Raw genomic sequence first — 22,666 nt, forward strand, 5'->3', positions numbered from 1 at the left:
CCGGCCCCGCCCCGCTGAGAGGAGCAGCATGAGCGAGCAGCACCGCCCGGACGCCCCGTCGGCGCCCGGGGAACCCGCGTCCGTGCGAGTCCGCCTGGACCTGGCCTACGACGGCGGCACCTTCCACGGCTGGGCCCGCCAGCCCGGTCTCGACTCGGTCCAGGGTGCGCTGGAGGACGGGCTCGAGCGGATCCTGCGCCGGCCCGTGCGCACGGTGGTCGCCGGCCGCACCGACGCGGGGGTGCACGCGCGCGGCCAGGTCGTCCACCTCGACCTGACCGAGACGGAGTGGGCGGGCCTGACCCGCGGCCGGCCCGGCCTGGAGCCGGCCACCTCCCTCACCCGCCGCCTCGGCGGGGTGCTCTCCGGGTGGGGCGGGGCCGTCGTCGTGCACGGGGCGCGGCGGGCCCCCGCGGGCTTCGACGCGCGGTTCAGCGCGCTGTGGCGCGAGTACGAGTACCGGATCGACGACGCACCCGCCGCGCGTGATCCGCGCACGCGGGGCTTCACCCACTGGCACGGCGCCGCCCTGGACGATCGCCTCATGGCGCTGGAGGCCGACGCCGTCCTCGGACTGCACGACTTCCTGTCCTTCTGCCGGCCCCGCGCGGGCGCCACGACCATCCGCGAGGTGACGCACCTGGAGGTGCGACGCGATGAGGACGGCGTCGTGCGCGTCCGGATCCGGGCCGACGCGTTCTGCCACAACATGGTCCGGGCGATCGTCGGGGCGCTGCTCCAGGTGGGGGAGCGGGCACGCGAGCCCGGCTGGCTCGCTCACCGGGTGGCGAGGCCTGCCCGCGACTCCGAGGTGCGCCTCGCCCCGCCCGGGGGGCTGACGCTGCTCGCCGTCGGCTATCCCGACGAGGCGGAGGAGCTGCACCGGCGCGCCGAGGGCACCCGGGCGAAGCGGACCCTGTGAGCCGGGGTGGCCCGCGGTGGCGGCTTTTGGCTCCGGGGCCCGCGTTCGGTAGGATGGGTGGACGTTGCGCATGCCCGCACCCGGATGCGTCGTGCCGCGAGTGGCTCAGTTGCATGGCCTTCAGCTCGCGCCGCACCCCCGGGGCATCGGGCCCGGACGCCTTCCAGCCCTCACCTGGGGGACCGGCGCGCACGGAGAACTGACAGCGCGAGCGCGCCGGAATCACGACCCGGCGGGCAGGTGCTGTGGACCACCACCGACCCTGAAGGCAGACAACGTGCGTACGTACTCTCCCAAGCCTGGCGACGCCGACCGTCAGTGGCACATCATCGATGCCACCGACGTCGTCCTCGGCCGCCTGGCCTCCCACACCGCCACCCTCCTGCGCGGCAAGCACAAGCCGACGTTCGCCCCCCACATGGACATGGGCGACTACGTCATCATCGTGAACGCCGAGAAGGTCGCCCTCACCGGCGCCAAGCTCGAGAAGAAGCGCGCCTACCGCCACTCGGGCTACCCGGGCGGCCTGAAGTCGCAGTCCTACGCCGAGCTGCTCGAGACCAACCCGGTCCGCGCCGTGGAGAAGGCCGTCAAGGGCATGCTCCCGAAGAACTCGCTGGCCGCCCAGCAGCTCTCCAAGCTGAAGGTGTACAAGGGCGCCGAGCACCCGCACACCGCCCAGCAGCCCCAGACCTTCGAGATCGGCCAGGTCGCCCAGTGACCCCGGCGGGCCACTGACGCAGACCTTCCCTGAGGAGAACCATGAGCATCAACGAGAACGACGACGTGGAGCTGACGAGCTACACCTCTGAGTCCACCGCCGCCGCCGAGGCCCCCGTCGCCTCCGAGCGCCCGGCCCTGACCGTGCCCGGCTCCGCCGTCGGCCGCCGCAAGGAGGCCGTGGCCCGCGTGCGCCTCGTCCCCGGCTCCGGCCAGTGGACCATCAACGGTCGCGCCCTGGAGAACTACTTTCCGAACAAGCTGCACCAGCAGGAGGTCTCCGACCCCTTCACGCTGCTGGAGCTGACCGGCGCCTACGACGTGATCGCCCGCATCCACGGCGGCGGCCCCTCCGGCCAGGCCGGTGCGCTGCGCCTGGGCATCTCCCGCGCCCTCAACGAGATCGACCGCGAGCACAACCGCCCGGCGCTCAAGAAGGCCGGCTTCCTGACCCGCGACGCCCGCGTCATCGAGCGCAAGAAGGCCGGCCTCAAGAAGGCCCGCAAGGCCTCGCAGTTCTCGAAGCGCTGATCCTGCGCCGCACGGTGTCCCCACCGTGCCCCCGCCGACGCCCCGTCCCGCTCCTCACGAGCGGGGCGGGGCGTCCGCCGTCTCCGTGGGCCGGCGGCACCTGACCCAGGGGTAATATGAAGGCGCATGGCGACGACGCCATGACGGGCCGCTCGCCCGTCCGGTGCGCGGTCCGATCGGAGACACCCTCGGGAGCCGCCGTGGCCGAGAACACGAGTCCCACGCCCGACCCCCGCACCCGTGGCGAGCACGGCACGGAGCACGCCGCGCAGGCCCCCTTCGCCGTGACCCGTGACTACGCCGCCGAGGTGGACGAGATCCGGGAGCTGGGCCGCAAGCTCGGCGGGGAGAAGAAGACCCCCCACCCCGGACCCGCAGGCCTGGCGTGAGGGCTACCCGTACAAGACCAAGCTCAGCCGCAAGAGCTACGAACGACGCAAGCGCGAGCTGCAGATCGAGCTGCTGAAGATGCAGCTCTGGGTCAAGGAGACCGGCCAGAAGGTCCTGATCATCTTCGAGGGCCGCGACGCCGCCGACAAGGGCGGCGCCATCAAGCGCTTCAACGAGCACCTCAACCCCCGCGGCGCCCGGACCGTGGCCCTGGAGAAGCCCACGGAGGAGGAGGCCTCGCAGTGGTACTTCCAGCGCTACATCCAGCACCTGCCCTCCGGCGGTGAGATCGTGATGTTCGACCGCTCCTGGTACAACCGGGCCGGCGTCGAGCGCGTCATGGGCTACTGCACGGCGCAGCAGTACCTCGAGTTCATGCGCGAGACCCCTGAGCTGGAGCGCATGCTCGTCAACTCCGGCGTGCACATCATCAAGTTCTGGTTCTCCGTGTCCCAGCGCGAGCAGCTCAACCGCTTCGCCGCGCGGGAGACCGACCCCGTGCGTCGCTGGAAGCTCTCGCCCACCGACCTGGCCTCCCTGGACAAGTGGGACGACTACACGAACGCGAAGGAGGCCATGTTCTTCTACACGCACACGGCCGACGCCCCGTGGACCGTCGTGAAGTCGAACGACAAGAAGCGCGCCCGCCTCGAGGCCATCCGCCATGTGCTGCACACGCTGCCCTACCCGGACAAGGACGAGCGCATCGTCCACCGCCCCGACCCGCAGATCTGCGGCCCGGCCAACGAGCTGGCCGAGTACGGCGAGGTCTCCGGCGGATCGTTCCCGCGCGTGCGCTGACCGGGCCGCGCACGACGGCGCCCCTCACCGTCCGGTGAGGGGCGCCGTCGTGGGGAGCGGGGGCGGGTTCAGCCGCGCTCCTCCTCCACGTACTCCGGGGTGACGTGTGCGTCGTCGAAGAGGTTGTCCGCCCCGAAGCCCTCCGAGACGTGGTACTCGCCCGAGGCCAGGGAGAGGCGGACGTCCTCGCGCAGCATCGGCAGCTTGGCGTAGAACGCGTCGCCGCAGCAGCTGGTGGCGGTGACGTCGCGGTGGCCGATGATGCGGGACGGCGGCAGCTCGTACTGCTGGCAGATGTAGGCGACGAGCGGCACCAGGCCGGCGTAGAGGCTCTGCGGCGGCGGGTTCAGCATGTACAGCCCCTCGCACTCGATGCCGAGCGCATACGCGTTGAACCCGAGCGCGTGGACGCCGAGCATGAACGTCTGTCCGCCCTCGAGCGCGTGCCGGGAGCCGTGGCGGCCCTCCATCGCGAAGCCGCCGCGGGAGACGGTGAAGTGCTGCCCGGTGTCGCCCCAGTCGTTCGCGGGGCTCATGTGCGCGTTCTGGACCACCTGCGCGATGCTCTCCGCCGCCTCCCGGGAGCCGTCCGTGACGTTCGGCGTGGTGGTGTGGTGGATCACCAGGTAGGAGGGGCGCTCGTTCAGGGTCTGCAGGTAGTAGTTGGGCTGCATGGCGCCCCACTGCGCGGTGGTGATGATGTCCGGGGCGGGCAGGCGGGTGGCCTGCTCGTCGCCCTCCGAGCTCTGCTCGGCCTGCTCATCACGCCCGCAGCCGGCCACGCCGGCAGCGATCGCCAGGCCCGTGCCGCCCAGCACGCTGCGGCGCGTCCAGGAATGGGGGAGCGGGGGCGGGGTCACGTCGGGCATGGATCGAGGTCCTTCGGGTTCGGGGCGGGGCCTCCCGGGCGGATGTGAGCGGACGGGCGCGGCCGCGGGGGCTCGACCGGTCCGATGCTACCGCCCCCCGGCCCGTTTCGTGACCCTCCCGTGATGCAGGCCGCAGGGGCGGCCCCTACACTGACTGATCATGTCGAGATTGTTCGGAACCGATGGCGTCCGTGGCCTGGCCAACGAGACCCTCACCGTGGAGTTGTCCGTCCAGCTGGCCCAGGCCGCCTCGCCCGTCCTCGGCGCGGAGGCCTTCGACGCCGGCCGACGCCCGGTCGCCGTCGTGGCCCGGGACCCGCGCATCAGCGGCGAGTTCATCACGGCCGCCGTGCAGGCGGGCCTGGCGTCCTCGGGCGTGGACGTGTGGGACGCCGGCGTGCTGCCGACCCCCGCCGCCGCCTATCTCGTGGGGGACCTGGACGCCGACTTCGGCGTGATGATCTCCGCCTCCCACAACCCGGCCCCGGACAACGGCATCAAGTTCCTCGCGCGCGGCGGCGAGAAGCTGACCGACGCGCAGGAGGACGAGATCATCCGCCACCTCGAGGGCGTGACGCCGCGACGGCCCCAGGGCGCGGACGTGGGCCGCGTGCGCGTCTTCGCGGACGCCGAGGACCGCTACGTCCTCCACCTCCTGCAGACCCTCCCGCACCGGCTGGACGGGCTCAAGGTCGTCCTGGACTGCGCACACGGCGCGGCCGCCGGCTGCTCGCCCGAGGCGTTCCGCGCCGCCGGCGCGGAGGTCGTGGTGATCGGCGCGTCCCCGGACGGGCTCAACATCAACGACGGCTACGGCTCCACCCACCTCGAGAAGCTCCAGGCGGCCGTGCGCGAGCACGGCGCGGACCTCGGCATCGCGCACGACGGCGACGCCGACCGGTGCCTCGCCGTGGACGAGCACGGCGAGGTCGTCGACGGCGACCAGATCATGGGCGTCATGGCCGTGGCCCTCAAGGACCGCGGCGTCCTGCGGGATGACACCCTGGTCGTGACCGTCATGTCCAACCTGGGCCTGAAGCTGGCCATGGGCCGGGAGGGCGTCCAGCTCGTCGAGACCCAGGTGGGCGACCGCTACGTCCTGGCCGGCATGAAGCTCGGCGACTACTCGCTCGGCGGCGAGCAGTCCGGCCACGTGATCTTCTCGGACCACGCCACCACCGGTGACGGTGTCCTCACCGGCCTGCAGCTCGCCTCGCGCGTCGCCGAGACCGGCACCCCGCTCTCCGAGCTGGCCGCGGTGATGGACCGGCTGCCCCAGGTCCTCGTGAACGTGCGCGGCGTGGACAAGTCCCGCGCCGCCGAGGACGAGGCCGTCCAGGCGGCGGTGGCCGAGGCGGAGGCCCGCCTCGGCGAGACCGGCCGCGTGCTGCTGCGCCCGTCGGGCACGGAACCGGTCGTGCGCGTCATGGTCGAGGCCCCGGACGAGGAGACCGCCGGCCGGGAGGCCCAGGTGCTGGCCGACGTCGTGCAGCGCGAGCTGCGCCTGCACGACTGACCGGACCGATGACGTCGGACGCGGCCCCCCGGCCCCGCCGCTGGACCCTGTTCGCGGGGCTGCTCGCGGGGCTGGCGGTCCTGTGGTCGGCCGCGTTCCTCGCCGTGGACGCGCCCGTGTGCGCGCGGCAGAGCGCCCCCGTGGAGTGGTTGCCGTGCCTGGATCCGGACCGGCAGGACTCGGAGGTCGCCCCGGACGCCGGGTCCAGCGCGGACCGGACGACGTCGCGGCCCTGAGGGCACGGCCCCGGTGCCGCCGAGGGCATGAAGGAAGGGCCCGGGGCGACTCGTGTGAGTCGTCCCGGGCCCTTCGGCGTCGGACAGGGGGAGATCAGAGGGTGGTGGTCCCGGAGGTGGGGCCGCCGCGGCGCTCGGCGAGCAGGTCGCGGATCTCGGTGAGCACGGCGACGTCGGCGGCCACCTCCTCCTCGGCGGGGTCGATGCCGAGGCGGCGGTTGCGGGCCTCGATCATCTTGTTCATCGGCATCACGATGGCGAAGTACACGGCCGCGGCGATGAGAAGGAAGTTGACGATCGCGGTGAGCAGCACACCGAACTTCACGTCGTTGCCGTTGACCGTCAGCACGGCGAACGAGTCGAAGTTCGGCGAGCCCACGGCGGCGGCGATGAGCGGCATGAGGACCGCCTCGACGAGCGCGTTCACGATCTTGCCGAAGGCGGCGCCGATGATGACGGCGACGGCAAGGTCGAGGACGTTGCCCTTCATGATGAAGTCTTTGAATCCCTGGAGCATGGGGAGAATCCTACGTGTCACGAAGGCGGCGGGGTACAGGGTCGAGCGAGTCGTGCGTCTCAGTCCGTGTAGTCCGGCGCCGGCGGCAGACCCCACGCGGTCTCGAGGACGCCGCCGGCCGCCTCGACCCGGGCCGCCTCCGCGGACCCGACGTAGCGCAGATGCCAGGGCTCGTGGGCGAAGCCCGTCACGTCCTCGGCCCCGGCGGGGTAGCGGATGACGAACCCGTACTCGGCGGCGTGCGCGGCCACCCAACGGCCCGCGGCGGTGTCGCCGAAGCACGCTTCCAGGTCACACGCGGGGGTCGCGGCGTCGCCCACGTCCCAGGCCAGGCCGGTCTGATGCTCGGAGTACCCCGGACGCGCGGAGACGCGGTCGGCCTCGGCGCGGCCCAGCTCGTCGACCCAGTGGCCGTACGTCCGGACCTGGTAGTCGTACGAGCGGTAGGCGCTCAGGGTGGTGAGGCGGTGGCCCGCCGCCGCGGCGGCATCCAGCAGGTCAGCGGCCGCCGTCGCGGCCTCCGCCCGCAGGGGCAGCTCGCTGCCGGGCACGGCCACCAGATCCGAGGGCGCCCAGTCGGGCGGGGCCACGGGGCGGGTCTTGTTCACGACGACGTCGAGGGTGGCCGGGTCGGCGTGCGTGCCCGACGACGGCGCCGTGCTCGAGGCGGCGCGGGACGACGCGGCCGCGCTCGCGGAGCCGGACGTCGGCGTCGTCGGCGTCGAGGACGGGCCCGCGGCGGGCGTGCCGCAGCCGGCCGCGAGCAGCGCGAGCGCGGCCAGCGCGGCGAGCGGGAGGGGGCGACGCATGGGTCAGACCTTCCTCAGCAGCACGCGGGTCACCTCGTGTTGCGCGTTCTTCGTGAGCACCAGCCGGGCGCGCCCGCGGGTCGGGCGCACGTTCTGCTCGAGGTTCGGGCCGTTGATGGAGTCCCAGATGGACTCGGCCGTCGCCTGAGCCTCGGCGTCCGACAGGGAGGAGTACCGGTGGAAGTAGCTGCGCGGGTCGGCGAAGGCCCCCGAGCGCAGACCCATGAACCGGTCGATGTACCAGGACCGGATCCAGGACGCGCGCGCGTCCACGTACACCGAGAAGTCGAAGAAGTCGGAGACGGAGAGCCCGGCGGTGCCGTCGGCCCGGGTGCGCGGCGGGGCCAGCACGTTGAGTCCCTCCACGATCAGCACGTCGGGACGGTGCACCACCTGTTCCTCGCCCGGCACGATGTCGTAGGTGATGTGCGAGTACACGGGCGCGCGCACCTCCTGCGCCCCGGACTTGACGTCCGCCATGAAGCGCAGCAGCGCGCGGCGGTCGTAGGACTCGGGGAAGCCCTTGCGGGACATGATGCCGCGCTCGTGCAGCACCGCGTTGGGGTGCAGGAAACCGTCCGTGGTGACCAGCTCGACGCGCGGCGTCGTCGGCCAGCGGCGCAGCATCTCCTGGAGCACGCGCGCCGTCGTCGACTTGCCGACGGCGACCGACCCGGCCACCCCGATCACGTACGGGGTGCGCCCCGTCCGCTCGCCGAGGAACGCGTTGGTCGCGCTGCGCAGGGCCGCGGAGGCCTCCACGTTGATGCTCAGCAGGCGCGAGAGCGGAAGGTAGACCTCGGCGACCTCGCGCAGGGACAGATGCTCGCCGAGGCCGCGCAGACGCTCCACGTCTGCCTGGTCGAAGGGCTGCGCCATCTCCGAGGCGAGACGGGCCCAGGTCTGGCGGTCCAGCTCCACGAAGGGGGAGCGCTGGTGGCCGTCGGGCACGGCGTCCGCGGGCTCCTCGGGGCCCACGAGGGGCAGCTCGGAGGTCGGGGGGGTGTAGGTCACCCGATCCATTATGGCCGCGGCCCGCCCGGAGCGGGCCCCCGCGTGACGTCACAGGGCCCGGATAGGATCGGCCCATGCGCGTTCTCGTGACCGGCGGTGCCGGATACCTCGGATCCCACACCGTGCTCACGCTGCTCGAGGCGGGCCACGACGTCCTCGTCCTGGACAGCCTGGTCACGGCGACGACGACGTCGCTCGAGCGCGTCGCCGAGCTCGCCGGAACGCGTCTGGGCGGGTCGCGGCTGCGCCTGCACGTGGCCGACATCCGCCGCCCCGAGGACTACCGCGGGGCGCTCGCGGACTTCGGCCCGGCCGCACTCGTGCACTTCGCCGGGCTGAAGTCGCCCACCGAGTCGATGACCCGCCCCGCCGCCTACTACGACGTGAACGTGGGCGGCACGGCCGCCGTCGCCGAGGCCGCGCTCGCGGCCGGCGTCCGCACGGTCCTGTTCTCCTCCTCCGCGACCGTGTACGGCGACCGCGCGCCGGTGCCGGTCGCCGAGGACGCGGCCACGGACCCGGTCTCGCCCTACGGACACTCCAAGCTCATGGCGGAGCAGGTGCTGCGCGACGTCTGCGCCACGGTCGACGGCGGCGGGCTGGCGATGCTGCGCTACTTCAACCCGGTCGGCGCGCATCCCTCCGGGCGGCTGGGCGAGGACCCGAGCGGGGTGCCGGCGAACCTCATGCCCTTCGTGGCGCGGGTGGCCTCCGGCGCGTACCCCGAGCTGCGGGTGTTCGGCGCGGACTTCGACACGCGCGACGGCAGCGCCGTGCGCGACTTCATCCACGTGATGGACCTCGCGGAGGCGCACGTGGCCGGGCTCGACTGGCTCGCGGCCCGCGTGGCGGCCGGGGGCGGTGCGACGACCCGGGTCTGGAACATCGGCCGGGGCGAGGGCGTCACCGTGTTCGAGATGGTGCGCGCCTTCGAGGCGGTCACGGGCGGCCGCATCCCGTACCGCGTGGTCGAGCGCCGGCCCGGGGACATCGCCGAGTCGTGCGCCGCCGTGGACGCGATCGGCGCCGAGGTGGGCTGGCACGCCCGGCGCGATGTGACCGCGATGGTGCGGGACCTCTGGGCCTGGCAGGAGGCCAACCCCGCGGGGTTCTCGTCCCGGACGGAGTGACCCGGCCCGCCGTGCGCCGAAGTCGGGTCCGGCCCGGTATTCTCGTGCGCATGTGCGGAATCGTCGGATACATCGGCCAGCCCCAGTCGGATCGTGAGCACGGCGCTCTCGACGTCCTGATGGAGGGCCTGCGCCGTCTCGAATACCGCGGATACGACTCCGCCGGTGTGGCCGTGGTGGACGGCGGTCAGCTGTACCACCGGAAGAAGGCGGGCAAGCTCGCCAACCTCGCCGAGGAGCTCGCCGAGCACCCCATCCCCACCGGCCTCGTCGGCATCGGCCACACCCGGTGGGCCACCCACGGCGGCCCCACCGACCGCAACGCCCACCCGCATGTGGCGGACGAGGGCCGCCTGGCGCTGATCCACAACGGCATCATCGAGAACTACGCCGAGCTGCGCGAGGAGCTGCTCGCCAAGGGCGTCGAGTTCCTCTCCGAGACGGACACCGAGGTGGCCGCCCACCTCCTCGCCGACGTCTACCGGAACGCGGCCGGCCAGGACCTGACCCGCGCCATGCAGCTGGCCTCCCAGCGCCTCGAGGGTGCCTTCACCCTGCTGGCCGTGCACGTGGACCACCCGGACCGCGTGGTGGCCTCGCGCCGCAACTCGCCGCTCGTCGTCGGCCTGGGCGAGGGGGAGAACTTCCTCGGCTCGGACGTCTCCGGCTTCATCGACTTCACCCGCGAGGCCATCGAGCTCGAGCAGGACCAGGTCGTGACGATCACGGCCGACGCCGTCGAGATCTCGGACTTCCGGGGCGGCCCCGCCGAGGGCAAGCGCTTCACCGTGGACTGGGACGCCTCGGCCGCGGAGAAGGGCGGCTTCGAGACCTTCATGGAGAAGGAGATCCACGACCAGCCCCAGGCCGTGCAGGACACCCTGCTGGGCCGCACGGACGCCGCCGGCGCCCTGATGCTGGACGAGCTGCGGATCGACCCCGAGGAGCTCAAGGCCGTCGACAAGATCATCGTCCTGGCGTGCGGCACGTCCGCCTACGCGGGCACGGTGGCCAAGTACGCCATCGAGCACTGGTGCCGGATCCCCGTGGAGGTGGAGCTCTCCCACGAGTTCCGCTACCGCGACCCGATCATCGACCCGCACACCCTCGTGGTGTCCATCTCCCAGTCCGGCGAGACCATGGACACCCTCATGGCGGTCCGCTACGCCAAGGAGCAGGGCGCCCGCACCGTGTCCATCTGCAACACCAACGGCTCCACGATCCCGCGCGAGTCGGACGCCGTGCTCTACACGCACGCCGGCCCCGAGATCGCCGTCGCCTCCACCAAGGCGTTCCTGGCGCAGATCACCGCCGCCTACCTGCTGGGCCTGTACCTGGCCCAGCTGAACAAGAAGCTGTTCAGCGGCCAGATCAAGGACATCCTGGCGGACCTCGGGGCGATCCCCGGCAAGATCGAGGAGATCCTCGCCGCCAAGGACCAGGTCAAGGAGCTCGCCCGCTCCATGGCCGACGCCACCTCCGTCCTGTTCCTCGGCCGCAACGTGGGCTACCCGGTGGCCATGGAGGGCGCGCTCAAGCTCAAGGAGCTCGCGTACATCCACGCCGAGGGCTTCGCCGCGGGCGAGCTCAAGCACGGCCCGATCGCCCTGATCGACGACGGCCAGCCGGTCTTCGTGGTCATGCCCTCGCCCATGGACCGTCACTCGCTGCACGCCAAGGTGGTCTCGAACATCCAGGAGGTCCGCGCCCGCGGCGCCCGCACCTTCGCGGTCGCCGAGCGCGGCGACGCGGCCGTGCGCGGCCAGGCCGAGGTCGTCTTCGAGGTCCCCGAGACCCAGCCGATGCTCATGCCGCTGCTGACCACGGTCCCGCTGCAGATCTTCGCCCTCGAGCTCGCCACGGCGAAGGGCTACGACGTGGACCAGCCGCGCAACCTCGCCAAGTCCGTCACGGTGGAGTGATCCGCCGCTGAGGCCACCGAGACCTCTCCTGCCGGGCCCGGCCGCCACACAGCGGCCGGGCCCGCGACGCGTCCGGGACGGTGTCCTCCCGCCCCAGTAGACTCCCCGAGGAGGCCCGCCGCACCCGGCGGGCCGCACGACGAGACCCCGGAGAGCCATGCACACAGTGGAGATCGGCCAGCCGTACCCCCTCGGGGCCACCGTGGACGAGACCGGCACCAACTTCGCCCTCGCGGTCTCCCGCGAGGTGGAGGCGGTCGAGCTGTGCCTCGTCGCCGACGACGGCACGGAGACGCGCATCCCTCTCGAGGAGCGGCACGGCACCACATGGCACGCCCACGTGGCGGGCATCGGCCACGGGCAGCGCTACGGCTACCGCGTGCACGGCCCCTGGGACCCCGCCCGCGGCCTGTGGCACAACCCGGCCAAGATCCTCGTGGACCCGTACGCGCGGGCGTTCACCGGCGACTACGAGTGGGGCCAGCAGCACCACTCGTACGACTTCGACGAGCCGGACCGCATCGACACCTCGGACAACCTGGGCACGAGCATGCTCGGCGTCGTCGTCGCCGAGGACTTCGACTGGGGCGATGACGCCCCACCCGCCGTCGAGCTCACGGACACGGTGATCTACGAGACCCACGTCAAGGGCATGACCAAGCTGCACCCCGCCGTCCCCGAGGAGCTGCGCGGCACCTACGCGGGCATGGCCCACCCGGAGGTGGTCCGCCACCTGACCGAGCTCGGGGTGACCGCCGTCGAGCTGATGCCCGTGCACCAGTTCGTCAACGACGCCACCCTGCAGGAGAAGGGGCTGAGCAACTACTGGGGCTACAACACGCTCGGCTTCTTCGCCCCGCACGCCGCCTACGCCTCCTCCTCGGAGGTGGGCGGCCAGGTCCGCGAGTTCAAGCAGATGGTGAAGGACCTGCACGCCGCTGGTCTCGAGGTGATCCTCGACGTGGTCTACAACCACACGGCCGAGGGCAACGACAAGGGCCCCATGCTCAGCCTGCGCGGGCTGGACAACGCCGGCTACTACCACCTCGTCGAGGGCGACGAGCGGCACTACATGGACTACACGGGCACCGGGAACTCGGTGGACCTCTCCAGCCCCAAGGCCCTCCAGCTGGTCATGGACTCCCTGCGCTACTGGGTCACCGAGATGCACGTGGACGGCTTCCGGTTCGACCTGGCCACCACCCTCACCCGGGTGGAGGGGGAGCAGGGCCCGGACATGTTCTCCGGGTTCTTCGACGTGGTCCGCCAGGACCCGGTGCTGCGCACCGTCAAGCTCATCGCCGAGCCGTGGGACGTGGGCTGGGGCGGCTACCAGGTGGGCAACTTCCCCGGCCTCTGGTCCGAGTGGAACGGCATGTACCGGGACACGGTGCGCGACTTCTGGCGCGGCGAGCCCGGCACCCTCGGCGAGTTCGCCACCCGCCTGACCGGCTCGGCCGACCTCTATGAGGGGGACGGGCGCGGCCCCGGTGCGTCCGTGAACTTCGTCACGGCCCACGACGGCTTCACGCTGCGCGACCTCGTCTCCTACAACGAGAAGCACAACGAGGCCAACGGCGAGGACAACAACGACGGTGAGGCGCACAACCGCTCGTGGAACTGCGGCGTGGAGGGGGAGACCGACGACCCCGAGGTCGTGACGCTCCGCGCCCGCCAGCGCCGCAACTTCCTGGCCACCCTGCTGATCAGCCAGGGCGTGCCCATGATCAGCCACGGCGACGAGCTGGGCCGCACCCAGGGCGGCAACAACAACGTCTACTGCCAGGACAACGAGATCTCGTGGATCGACTGGTCCGCCATGGACGACTCGCTCGTGGCGTTCACCCGCGACCTGATCGCGCTGCGCCGTGACCACGCGGTGTTCCGCCGTCGCCACCACTTCGACGGTCGCCCCGCGGCCCGCGACGTCGAGGCGCCCCTGCCGGACATCGTGTGGCTCGAGCCGGACGCGACCGCCAAGACGGAGGACGACTGGGGCGCCGAGGCCCGGTCGATCGGCTTCTACCTCAACGGGCACATGCTCACCCGCGGGGACGAGGAAGGGGAGGAGCCCTACCGGGACTTCTACGTCCTCATGAACGCGTGGTGGGAGCCCGTGCCGTACACCCTGCCCGGGCCCACGTTCCCGGCGGAGTGGGAGGTCGTCGTGGACACCTCGTCCCACGTCGCCCCGGACGGCACCCGCCCCCGCGTGCGTGCCGGGGACGTGCTTGAGCTCCCGGCCCGCTCCACCGTCGTGCTGCGGCAGGTGCCCGAGGGCGCATGAACGAGCGGGTCGACCGGGGGCGCGTCCGCCGTGGCCTGCCGCGGTGGGCGCGGGCCCTCTGCGCCACCGTGGCCACCCTGGCGGCGCTGGCACTGGCCTTCGGCGCGGGGTGGGCCACGCACGCCGTGACGGACCCGCACCCGGACGACGCACCGCGTGTGGACGCCCTCCTCGTCCTCTACAGCCAGCCCCGCGTCTACGACGCCGCGATCGAGCTCGCCGCGTCCGGCCTCACCGACCGGCTCTTCGTCTCCGCGTACCTGGGGCCGGACGGGCACGAGAAGCTGTGCGGCGGCCCGGAGGAGCGCGACCCGCGGCTGGCCGGCGTCACCGTCGAGTGCTTCGCGCCCGATCCGGTGACCACCCAGGGCGAGGTCATCCACGCGGGCGACCGCATGCGCGAGCTCGGCCTGCACCACCTGGGCGTGCTCACCTTCCACCAGCACGTGGAGCGCGCGCGGCTGCTGGCGGAGCGGTGCTTCACCCCCGAGGAGGGCCGTGTGTCCCTGTACGCGTTCGACGCCGGCTTCGACCGGCTCGGCCGCCTGCAGCACGGCGTCTACGGCGTGCTGGCCTACGGGAAGGCGATGCTCACGCCGGGCTGTGACCAGCAGCTGCCCGGCGTGCTGCAGTGGCCGCTGGACCTGGCCAAGCGACTGCGCGGGCAGCCCGTCGGGGACGAGGCCGGCGCCGTCGTCGTGGGCGCTCGGCGGGCGGGGGCGACGTGATCGTCGGCGTGGGGGTGGACGTGGTGGACGTCCCGCGGTTCCGGGCGCAGCTCGAGCGCACGCCGGCGCTGCGCGCACGCCTGTTCACCGAGGACGAGCGGGACCTGCCGCTGCGCTCGCTGGCCGCGCGCTTCGCCGCCAAGGAGGCGATCGCCAAGGCCATGGGCGCCCCGCCCGGGATGATGTGGCACCACTGCTGGATCCCGCGCCCGGACCACGGCGACGGCCGCCCCACCGTGCACCTGACCGGCACCGTCCAGGCCCAGGCCGAGGCCCTGGGCATCACCCACTGGCACCTCTCCCTCAGTCATGACGGGGACGTCGCCACCGCCTACGTGGTCGCCGAACGCCGCGCGGCCGAGGAGGAGTCCGCATGACCGCCGATGACCTGACCCGCATCGCCGTGACCGGCTCGGCCGTGCGCACGGCCGAGGAGCCCCTGCTCACGGCCGGCCGCGGCCCGGAGCTGATGCGCGCCGCCGCCTGGGCCCTGGCCGAGCACGCCGCCGCCCTGCTGCGTGAGCGCGGCCCGGTGGCCGGGGCGACCGTGGCCGCCCTCGTCGGGCCCGGCAACAACGGCGGGGACGCGCTGTTCGCCCTCGCCTTCCTGCGCGGCCGGGGCGTGGCCGCGGTCGCCGTGCCCGTCCGCCGGGACGACGACGGCGCCCCGCGCTGGCACGCCGAGGGCTGGGCTGCGCTGCGAGCGGCCGGGGGACGCCGCGCCGACGCGGTGCCGCCCGAGGCCGCGCTCGTGGTGGACGGCGTGCTCGGCACGGGCTTCACCGGCGAGTATGAGCTGCCCGCTGCGGCGCGCGCGCTGCCGGCGGAGGCGCTCGTGCTGGCGTGCGACGTGCCCTCCGGCGTGGACGCGGACACCGGCGAGGTGCGGGGGGAGGCCCTCCGCGCGGACACGACCGTGACGTTCGGCGCCCTCAAGTCCGGTCTCGTCCTCGGGGAGGGGGCGGCGCGCGCGGGCACCGTGCACGTGGTGGACATCGGGCTGGGACCGCACCTGCCGACGTCGCCGGCCGCGCGGCTGGGCGTGATGGACGAGGCCGCCGCACGGACCGCCCACCCGGCCCCCGCGGCCGAGGCCCACAAGTACACGCGCGGCGTGGTGGCCGTCGTCGCCGGATCGGAGCGCTACCCGGGGGCCGCCGTGCTCGCGAGCGCGGGCGCGCTGCACACGGGCGCGGGCATGGTGCACCACGCCGGGCCGCAGACCACCCGGGACCTGGTGCTCGCCGCCCACCCCGAGGCGCTGGTCTCGGCGGAGGGGCCCGAGCCGTCGCGCGCGGACGCCTGGGTGGCCGGCCCCGGCCTGGACACCGAGCACGACGCGCGGCGGCGCTGGGCCGGCGTCCTCGCCGCGCTCGAGGAGCGGCCGGAGGCGGCCCTGGTCGCCGACGCCTCGGCCCTGGACCTGGTCACCGCCGCCGAGCTGCGGTCGCTGCGCGCGGCCGGCACGCCCGTGGTCCTGACGCCGCACGCCGGGGAGTGGTCCCGCCTGCGCGAGCGCGTCCCCGCGGACGGTGCCGACGCCGCCGACCCGCTCGCCGCGCTGCGGGCGTGGACGTCCGAACACGGCGCCACGGTCCTGTTCAAGGGCCCGCGCACCCTCGTGGTCGCCCCGGACGGCGAGGCGTGGGTCGTGACCGGCGGCGGGCCCGACCTCGCGATGGGCGGCACCGGCGACGTGCTCTCCGGGGCGATCGGTGCCGTCCTGGCCGCGGACGTGGCGCGGCGCTCGCGGGCGCGCCGGGCCGGGGAGGATCCCGGCCCGGCGCCCACGGCCCGGCTCGCGGCCGCCGCCGCCTGGCTGCACGCCCGGGCCGGGGCCGACCAGGCCCGCGCCGGGCGGATCACCACGGCCACGCTGCCGACCGCGCTGGGCGCGCGCGTCGCGCACCTGTGGTGGCCGGACGACGCCGAGCCGGAGGCCGTCCGATGAGCCGCGCCGACGTCAACCCGGCGGACACCGAGCGCGCCGCACGCATCGACCTGGCGGCCGTCCGGCACAACGTGGGCGTGCTGCGGGAGCGGATCCGGCGCCCCGACGGCGGCCGGCCGCTGCTGACCGCCGTCGTCAAGGCCGACGCCTACGGCCACGGCGCGGTGGCCGTCGCCCGCGCCGCCGCGGCCGCCGGCGCGGACCGGCTCGGGGTGGCCCACGTGCGCGAGGCCCTGGCCCTGCGCGCGGCGGGGGTGCCCCTGCCCGTGCTCGCGTGGCTGCACACCGGGGCCACGGACTTCGCCGCCGCGGTGGAGGCGGAGGTGACCCTCGGCGTCTCGGGCTGGGACCTCGACGCCGTCGCCGACGCCGTCCGCGGGCTGCGGGCCCGTGGCGGGGCCGGACCCGAGGCCCGCGCGGTCCTGCATCTGAAGGCGGACACCGGCCTGGGCCGCCACGGCTGCACGCCCGAGCGGTGGCCCGCGCTCGTCGCGCGCGCCGCCGAGCTCGAGGCCGCGGGCCTCGTGCGGGTGGAGGGCGTGTTCTCCCACCTCGGCGTGGCGGACGAGCCGGACCGGGCCGCCGAGACCACGGCGCAGCTGCTGCGGTTCGAACGGATGGCCGCCGAGGCCGCCGAGACGCTCGGCCACCCGCTGCTGCGCCACCTGGCCAACACGCCCGCCGCCCTCGCCCGGCCGGACACGCACCTGGACATGGTGCGCGTCGGCCTGGGCCTGTACGGGCTCTCCCCGTTCGCGGACGTCACCGCGGCCGAGTTCGGACTGCGCCCGGCCATGTCCTTCGTCACCGTCCTGGCCAACGTCAAGGCCGTCCCCGCCGGGCAGGGCGTGTCCTACGGGTTCCGCCACGTTACGGCGGAGCCCACCACCCTCGGGCTCGTGCCCCTCGGCTACGCCGACGGCGTCCCGCGCGTCGTCGAGGGCACGCGCGTCCACGTCGGCGGCCGGACCGTCCCCGTGGTGGGCCGCATCGCGATGGACCAGTTCGTGGTGGACCTCGGCCCGGACGCCGCGGACGCGCCCGGCGACGCCGTCGAGCTGTTCGGACCGGCCTCCGGCATTCCGGTGGAGGAGTGGGCCGCGGCCGCCGGGACGATCAACTACGAGCTGGTGACCCGCATCGGAGGCCGCGTGGACCGGCAGCACGTGGACCCCACGCCGACCCAGGAGGCCCGCCCATGAGCGACCACGCGATCCCCGCCCCCGGCGCGACCCTGCCCGAGCCCGTGCTGACGGCGACGGTCCCGCTCGAGGGCGCCGACGGCACCCGGGCGTTCGGCCGCGCCCTCGCCGGGGTGCTCCGCGCCGGCGACGTGCTGATCCTCACGGGCGACCTCGGCGCGGGCAAGACGACCTTCACCCAGGGGCTGGCCAGCGGATTCGGCGTGGCCTCCGGCGTGGTCTCGCCGACGTTCGTCCTCTCCCGCGTCCACCCCGCCCCGGCCGACGCCCCGGCGGGCACCCCGGACCTCGTGCACGTGGACGCGTACCGGCTGCGCTCGGCGGGGGAGCTCACGGACCTCGACCTCGACGCGAGCGTGGACCGCTCCGTGACCGTCGTCGAGTGGGGCCGGGGCATGGCCGAGTCCCTCGCCGGGTTCCCCGAGGACCCGGACGCCTCGTGGCTGGACATCGAGATCGTCCGGGCCCGCGGGGGTGAGGACGCCCCCGCGGCCCCGGCGGGGGAGGGCGAGGACGGCATCGTCACCGACTTCTCCGACGAGGACGGGGGCCAGGCCGAGGAGCTGCGTTCGGCCGTCGTGACCGGCCGCGGCCCGCGCTGGGTCGGCGTCGTGCTTCCGTAGACTGGCGGCCATGGCCCTGCTCCTCGCGATCGACTCCTCCGCCGCCGCCTCCGTCGCCGTCCTGCGGGACGGTGAGGAGCTCGCGCACTGGGCCACGGACGACACCCACGCCCACGCCGAGGTGCTCGCCCCCGCGGTGCAGACCGTGCTCGGCGAGGCCGGCGTCACCGGCACCGCGCTGGACGCGCTCGCGGTCGGCGTCGGCCCCGGACCCTTCACGGGGCTGCGCGCGGGTCTGGCGACCGCGGCCGCCCTCGGCCTGGCGTGGGACGTGCCCGTGCACGGGGTCCGCAGCCTCGACGCGCTCGCCCACGCGGCCGGCGTCGACGCCTTCCGCCACGGGATCGAGGAGTTCGTGGTCGCCACGGACGCCCGCCGCCGCGAGGTCTACTGGGCCCACTACGCGCAGGTCGGCGGGCAGCCGACGCTGCTGCACGGCCCCTTCGTCTCGCCGGCGGACGAGGTCACCCCGCTGCCCGTCTACGGCGCGGGGGCCGGGCTCTACCCCGAGGCGCTGCGCGCGGTGCCGGACTGGGAGACGGCCACGCCGTCCGCCGTCGGGGTGGGGCAGGTGGCCGAGCTCGCCCTGCGGCGCGGCCGCGGCCTCGTGCCCGCCGAGCCGCTCTACCTGCGCGAGTCCGACGCCAAGGTCCCCGGCCCCCGCAAGCGGGCAGGCGCGTGAGCCCGGCCGAGCCGGCCCCGACCGACGACGGGCGCCCCGCCGAGGACGAGCACGGGCTGCCGCCCGGATACCTGCTGCGCCCCATGACCGTGTGGGACATCCCCGAGGTGCTCGCCCACGAGGCCACCCTCTTCCCGCTCGACGCCTGGCCCGCGCACTTCTACGAGGAGGAGCTCGCCCAGACCGGCCCCGCCGGCGGACGGGACGCGCACGGCCGCCCGCCCACCCGGGACTACCGCGTGGTCGTCCGCGACGTGCCCGCGCCCGGCTCCGCGGACGACGACGGCCCCGCCCCCGGCGAGATCGTCGGCTACGGCGGGATCATGGTGGTCGGCGACGTCGCCGACGTGCAGACCGTGGGCACGGTCGCGGCGGCGCAGGGGCGGGGGATCGGGGCGGCCCAGCTGCGCTGGATGGCCGCGGAGGCCGCGGCGCGCGGTGCGAGCTCGCTCATGCTCGAGGTCCGGGCCTCCAACGCCGCCGCCCGGCGACTCTACGCGCGCCACGGATTCGAGGAGCTGCATGTGCGCCGCCGCTACTACCCGGGCGGCGAGGACGCCGTGATCATGCGCAAGGCCCTGTGACCGGGCCGCTCACTAGACTGGAGCCCATGCCCACCGCCACCGCAGCCCCCCTCGTGCTCGGCATCGAGTCCTCCTGCGACGAGACCGGCGTCGGCGTCGTCCGCGGCACCGCCCTGCTGGCCCACGAGGTCGCCTCCTCCGTGGAGGAGCACGTGCGCTTCGGCGGCGTGATCCCGGAGATCGCCGCCCGCGCCCACCTCGAGGCCCTCGTGCCCACGATCCGCCGCGCGCTGGACACCGCCGACGTCACCCTCGCGGACCTCGACGCGATCGCCGTCACCTCCGGCCCGGGTCTGGCGGGCGCGCTCATGGTGGGGGTCGCGGGGGCGAAGGCGCTGGCCACGGCCCTCGGCACGCCCCTCTACGGCATCAACCACCTCGTGGCGCACGTGGGCGTCGGCATGCTGGACGGCGTGCGGCCCGCGCAGTGGGACGACCTGCCCGCGGACCTGGGCGCGCTGCTCGTCTCCGGCGGGCACACCGAGATCCTGCGCGTGGGCCGGATCAGCTCCGAGGTCGAGCTGCTGGGCTCGACCATCGACGACGCGGCCGGCGAGGCGTACGACAAGGTCGCCCGGCTCATCGGGGCGGGCTACCCCGGGGGCCCCGTGATCGACCGGCTCGCCGCCCAGGGCGACCCGACGGCCTTCCGCTTCCCTCGCGGGCTCACCGCGGGCAAGTTCGTCGGCAGCGCCGAGGAGCCCGGCCCGCACCGGCACGACTGGTCCTTCTCCGGGCTGAAGACCGCCGTCTCCCGCGCCGTGGAGCAGTTCGAGGCCCGCGGCCTCGAGGTGCCGCGCGCGGACATCGCCGCCTCCTTCCAGGAGGCCGTCGCGGACGTGATCACCGCCAAGGCCGTCCGCGCCTGCCGCGAGCACGGGCTCACCCACCTGATGCTCGGCGGCGGCGTCGCGGCGAACTCGCGCCTGCGCGCCCTGCTCGCCGACCGGTGCCGCTCCGCCGGCATCGAGCTCACCGTCCCGCCCGTGAACCTGTGCACCGACAACGGGGCGATGGTCGCCGCGCTCGGCGCACGCCTGGTGCGCGACGGCGTCGCCCCCTCCGACGCGTGGTTCGGCGCGGACCCGGGACAGCCGGTCGAGGTCGTCAGCGTCTGAGCGCGCCCGGCCTCTTGCCGCCACGCCCACGCGTTCCGTAGGCAGGGCCCATGACCGGTCATGATCACCCCCGCCCCGAGTCCATCTCCGCCGCCGTGGACGAGCAGATGCTGGAGGACTTCCTCAATCAGCACCTGCTCGGCTCCCGCTCCGGTGTGAAGGCGTTCCGCGCCGCCGAGCAGACCTGGGCCGGCACCTCGCAGGAGGCCGCGCTGCGCCGCCTCGGCGACGCCGTCCAGGACGACCAGGACCGCCTCGAGGCGCTCATCGGCGAACTGGGTCTCCGCACCCCGCTGGTGGACCGGGCCGCCGGCGCGGCGGCCGAGGTCGGCGGACGCCTCAACCCCGTGAACGCGCTGCGCACGCGCGGCTCCGGCTGGACGCAGATCGAACTGGACCTGCTGCAGGGCATGCTCCAGGCCAAGCTCGCCATGTGGCGCGTCCTCGAGCAGCTGGCGCCGCACCTGCCGGCGATCGACGCGGAGGAGATGCGCGGGCTGTGTGAGAAGACCGCGGAGCAGCGGCGTGGGGTCGAGCGCATCACCTCCGCCACCCTCGAGGGACGGTTCCTGGCCGGCTGAGGCCCGGGCTACTCCTCGCCCGTCTGATGCTCCCCGGACCGACCGCCGTGCACCTCGGCGGGCAGCTCGTCCACCGGCGCGACGACGACGTCCTGCAGCTTCCAGTCCAGCGCGGCGATCGCGTCCCGCAGCGCGCAGCAGCGGGCCACCGTCACGTCCGCCCCCTCGTGCGGCACCACGAACATCTCCACGTGGAACACGTGGCCCTCATCCCGGACGCGGGCGCCCGCATGGCGCACCCACGGCTCCGCCCAGGCGACCCGCTCAACACGGTCGATGAGCGGGTGCGGCCGGGCGCCGTCGATCGTGGCGGCGCGGCGATCCGCCAGGTTCGTGACGGCCTCCTTCAGGTTCTTCCAGCCGTCCAGCAGGATGCTCACGCCCACGAAGATCGCCGCAGCGGAGTCCGCCCACCACCAGCCCAGGCCGATGCCGGCCACGCCGACGATGGTCGCCACGCCCGTCTGCCAGTCCGCCTTGTTCATGTCCGCGTCCGCGTACAGCACGCGGTCGTGGAGCTGCTCGGCCAGCCTGAGCTTCTTGTGGCCGAGGATCATGGGCCCCGGCACGGACAGGGCCATCACGGCCATCATGAACCAGCCCTGCCACACGGTGTGCCCGAACAGGTCGAACGTGCCGATGGGCGGGTGCTCCGCCGTCACCAGGCCCAGGATGGAGTCGCCGACGAGGACCACGCCCATCACGGACAGGGCGACGGCGGCCACGAGGTGCCCCACCCCGACGGACCGGTGAGAGCCGTAGGGCCGGGCCCGCGTCGGGGCCATGCGGGCCACGCGCAGGGCGACGAGGAACACGATCGGTGGGATCAGGGAGAGCAGGTCCTCGATCCACGCGGCCCGCATGGCCTGCGAGGAGCCCATCACGATCGCCACGAGGACGATCGTGACCACGATCACCCCCAGCGTCGCCCATTCGAGCCGCTTGGCCTGCTGGACCACGCGCTCGATCTCCGGGGGCAGCTCCGTGGCGCCGAACCGGCGCCCGCTCGGCCCCGTCTCCCGGGTGTCCCGCCGCGTCATCGGGCCTCCTCCGCTGCGCGCTGGTCGAAGTACGCCTCGAGGGCCGTGAGCATCTGATTCTCACCCAGGGGCACGGCCATCACGAGCTTCACCGGCTCGCCGTCCGGGCCCTCCGCCTCGGCGTAGTCGCGGGTGATGCTCGCGTGCGACGTCCACGGGGACGCCGACGTCAGGCCGCCGGCCACCAGGTCCACGTCGCCCTTCTCCAGCGCGGTCATGAGCGCCTCCTCCCCGGCCACGGTCCACTCGACGCGTGCGTCGTGCGCCGCCGCGAACCCGCGGATCAGGTCGGGCTCGGGGCCGACGGGCTCGGCGCCCGAGGCGTCCACGTGGGGCGGGTGGTGCACGACGCCGGCGCGCAGCACCCCGCCCGTGACGCGGTCCAGGGTGCCGTCCGGGTCGGCGGGGTAGCCGGAGGAGGTGCAGGCGGTGAACCCGAGGGCGGCGCCCCCGAGCAGGCCCGTCAGGGCGGCCCGGCGGGTGAAGGTCATCG

The 22,666-nt window shown here is 74.1% G+C and carries 23 protein-coding genes and 1 pseudogene; 18 read left to right on the forward strand and 6 right to left on the reverse strand.

The window, feature by feature from the left end:
* Positions 1-28 precede the first annotated feature (28 nt).
* The 4 genes and pseudogenes from HDA34_RS09920 (at position 29) to ppk2 (ending at position 3,364) form a co-directional block, all read left to right on the forward strand.
* Positions 29-922 carry a tRNA pseudouridine synthase A gene (locus tag HDA34_RS09920; protein WP_044659555.1) on the forward strand — a complete coding sequence of 298 codons (894 nt, stop codon included), beginning with the start codon at positions 29-31 and terminating at the stop codon, positions 920-922.
* 277 nt (positions 923-1,199) lie between these two features.
* Entirely contained in the window at positions 1,200-1,643 is a 444-nt protein-coding gene (gene rplM / locus HDA34_RS09925; protein ID WP_002857519.1) for a 50S ribosomal protein L13, read from the forward strand.
* A 41-nt stretch (positions 1,644-1,684) separates the two neighbouring features.
* Positions 1,685-2,173 (forward strand): 30S ribosomal protein S9, encoded by a 489-nt coding sequence (gene rpsI / locus HDA34_RS09930; RefSeq protein ID WP_036317791.1) that lies wholly within the window; start codon positions 1,685-1,687, stop codon positions 2,171-2,173.
* A 200-nt stretch (positions 2,174-2,373) separates the two neighbouring features.
* Positions 2,374-3,364: pseudogene (gene ppk2, locus HDA34_RS09935) on the forward strand (polyphosphate kinase 2).
* 68 nt (positions 3,365-3,432) lie between these two features.
* On the opposite strand, the gene HDA34_RS09940 reads toward ppk2, so the two are convergent.
* Positions 3,433-4,233 carry a peptidoglycan recognition protein family protein gene (locus HDA34_RS09940; protein ID WP_134377080.1) on the reverse strand — a complete coding sequence of 267 codons (801 nt, stop codon included), beginning with the start codon at positions 4,231-4,233 and terminating at the stop codon, positions 3,433-3,435.
* Positions 4,234-4,393: 160 nt separating this feature from the next.
* Between HDA34_RS09940 and glmM the strand changes: the two genes are divergently transcribed.
* Positions 4,394-5,749 carry a phosphoglucosamine mutase gene (glmM, locus tag HDA34_RS09945; protein ID WP_180949557.1) on the forward strand — a complete coding sequence of 452 codons (1,356 nt, stop codon included), beginning with the start codon at positions 4,394-4,396 and terminating at the stop codon, positions 5,747-5,749.
* An 8-nt stretch (positions 5,750-5,757) separates the two neighbouring features.
* The gene (locus tag HDA34_RS09950) at positions 5,758-5,985 is read left to right on the forward strand and encodes a hypothetical protein (protein WP_010080407.1); all 228 of its coding nucleotides are present in this window, start codon (positions 5,758-5,760) and stop codon (positions 5,983-5,985) included.
* A 94-nt stretch (positions 5,986-6,079) separates the two neighbouring features.
* On the opposite strand, the gene mscL is transcribed toward HDA34_RS09950, so the two are convergent.
* Genes mscL through coaA form a run of 3 tightly spaced genes read right to left on the reverse strand, consistent with a single transcriptional unit; the run spans position 6,080 to position 8,325 of the window.
* Entirely contained in the window at positions 6,080-6,502 is a 423-nt protein-coding gene (gene mscL, locus HDA34_RS09955) for a large conductance mechanosensitive channel protein MscL (RefSeq protein ID WP_044659423.1), read from the reverse strand.
* Positions 6,503-6,561: 59 nt separating this feature from the next.
* Positions 6,562-7,311, reverse strand: coding sequence for a M15 family metallopeptidase (locus HDA34_RS09960; protein ID WP_123243874.1), 750 nt, complete (start codon positions 7,309-7,311; stop codon positions 6,562-6,564).
* A gap of 3 nt (positions 7,312-7,314) precedes the next feature.
* Positions 7,315-8,325 carry a type I pantothenate kinase gene (gene coaA, locus HDA34_RS09965; protein WP_044659424.1) on the reverse strand — a complete coding sequence of 337 codons (1,011 nt, stop codon included), beginning with the start codon at positions 8,323-8,325 and terminating at the stop codon, positions 7,315-7,317.
* Positions 8,326-8,399: 74 nt separating this feature from the next.
* Here coaA and galE point away from each other — a divergent pair, with 74 nt between their 5' ends.
* From galE to HDA34_RS10025, 12 genes are all read left to right on the forward strand, one after another.
* Positions 8,400-9,455 carry a UDP-glucose 4-epimerase GalE gene (galE, locus tag HDA34_RS09970; RefSeq protein WP_044659425.1) on the forward strand — a complete coding sequence of 352 codons (1,056 nt, stop codon included), beginning with the start codon at positions 8,400-8,402 and terminating at the stop codon, positions 9,453-9,455.
* 50 nt (positions 9,456-9,505) lie between these two features.
* Positions 9,506-11,377: a glutamine--fructose-6-phosphate transaminase (isomerizing) gene (glmS, locus tag HDA34_RS09975; protein ID WP_044659426.1), complete on the forward strand. Its 1,872-nt coding sequence runs from the start codon at positions 9,506-9,508 to the stop codon at positions 11,375-11,377.
* A gap of 157 nt (positions 11,378-11,534) precedes the next feature.
* Positions 11,535-13,664, forward strand: coding sequence for a glycogen debranching protein GlgX (gene glgX / locus HDA34_RS09980; protein WP_063190075.1), 2,130 nt, complete (start codon positions 11,535-11,537; stop codon positions 13,662-13,664).
* Positions 13,661-14,392 (forward strand): ElyC/SanA/YdcF family protein, encoded by a 732-nt coding sequence (locus HDA34_RS09985; RefSeq protein ID WP_101967419.1) that lies wholly within the window; start codon positions 13,661-13,663, stop codon positions 14,390-14,392. Before glgX ends, HDA34_RS09985 begins: the two co-directional genes overlap by 4 nt.
* Positions 14,389-14,769, forward strand: coding sequence for a holo-ACP synthase (locus HDA34_RS09990; protein ID WP_010080417.1), 381 nt, complete (start codon positions 14,389-14,391; stop codon positions 14,767-14,769). The genes HDA34_RS09985 and HDA34_RS09990 overlap by 4 nt, the downstream gene beginning before the upstream one ends.
* Complete coding sequence (locus HDA34_RS09995) at positions 14,766-16,343, forward strand: NAD(P)H-hydrate dehydratase (RefSeq protein ID WP_101967420.1); 1,578 nt, start codon at positions 14,766-14,768, stop codon at positions 16,341-16,343. Before HDA34_RS09990 ends, HDA34_RS09995 begins: the two co-directional genes overlap by 4 nt.
* Positions 16,340-17,545 carry an alanine racemase gene (gene alr, locus HDA34_RS10000; protein WP_101967421.1) on the forward strand — a complete coding sequence of 402 codons (1,206 nt, stop codon included), beginning with the start codon at positions 16,340-16,342 and terminating at the stop codon, positions 17,543-17,545. The genes HDA34_RS09995 and alr overlap by 4 nt, the downstream gene beginning before the upstream one ends.
* The gene (gene tsaE, locus HDA34_RS10005) at positions 17,542-18,168 is read left to right on the forward strand and encodes a tRNA (adenosine(37)-N6)-threonylcarbamoyltransferase complex ATPase subunit type 1 TsaE (RefSeq protein ID WP_122054536.1); all 627 of its coding nucleotides are present in this window, start codon (positions 17,542-17,544) and stop codon (positions 18,166-18,168) included. Before alr ends, tsaE begins: the two co-directional genes overlap by 4 nt.
* 10 nt (positions 18,169-18,178) lie before the next feature.
* Positions 18,179-18,850, forward strand: a complete 672-nt coding sequence (tsaB, locus tag HDA34_RS10010) for a tRNA (adenosine(37)-N6)-threonylcarbamoyltransferase complex dimerization subunit type 1 TsaB (protein ID WP_044659434.1) — start codon at positions 18,179-18,181, stop codon at positions 18,848-18,850.
* The gene (locus tag HDA34_RS10015; RefSeq protein WP_123243873.1) at positions 18,847-19,434 is read left to right on the forward strand and encodes a GNAT family N-acetyltransferase; all 588 of its coding nucleotides are present in this window, start codon (positions 18,847-18,849) and stop codon (positions 19,432-19,434) included. Before tsaB ends, HDA34_RS10015 begins: the two co-directional genes overlap by 4 nt.
* Before the next feature lie 26 nt (positions 19,435-19,460).
* The gene (gene tsaD, locus HDA34_RS10020; protein ID WP_049160281.1) at positions 19,461-20,552 is read left to right on the forward strand and encodes a tRNA (adenosine(37)-N6)-threonylcarbamoyltransferase complex transferase subunit TsaD; all 1,092 of its coding nucleotides are present in this window, start codon (positions 19,461-19,463) and stop codon (positions 20,550-20,552) included.
* Positions 20,553-20,602: 50 nt separating this feature from the next.
* Positions 20,603-21,133 (forward strand): hypothetical protein, encoded by a 531-nt coding sequence (locus HDA34_RS10025; RefSeq protein ID WP_123243872.1) that lies wholly within the window; start codon positions 20,603-20,605, stop codon positions 21,131-21,133.
* Between the two features lie 8 nt (positions 21,134-21,141).
* On the opposite strand, the gene HDA34_RS10030 is transcribed toward HDA34_RS10025, so the two are convergent.
* Both HDA34_RS10030 and HDA34_RS10035 read right to left on the reverse strand, forming a co-directional pair.
* Complete coding sequence (locus HDA34_RS10030) at positions 21,142-22,173, reverse strand: cation diffusion facilitator family transporter (protein ID WP_134377079.1); 1,032 nt, start codon at positions 22,171-22,173, stop codon at positions 21,142-21,144.
* Positions 22,170-22,664: a transglycosylase SLT domain-containing protein gene (locus HDA34_RS10035; protein WP_123243871.1), complete on the reverse strand. Its 495-nt coding sequence runs from the start codon at positions 22,662-22,664 to the stop codon at positions 22,170-22,172. Before HDA34_RS10035 ends, HDA34_RS10030 begins: the two co-directional genes overlap by 4 nt.
* Positions 22,665-22,666 lie beyond the last annotated feature (2 nt).

The sequence above is a fragment of the Micrococcus luteus genome, from assembly GCF_014138885.1.
Taxonomy (GTDB): Bacteria; Actinomycetota; Actinomycetes; order Actinomycetales; family Micrococcaceae; genus Micrococcus; species Micrococcus luteus.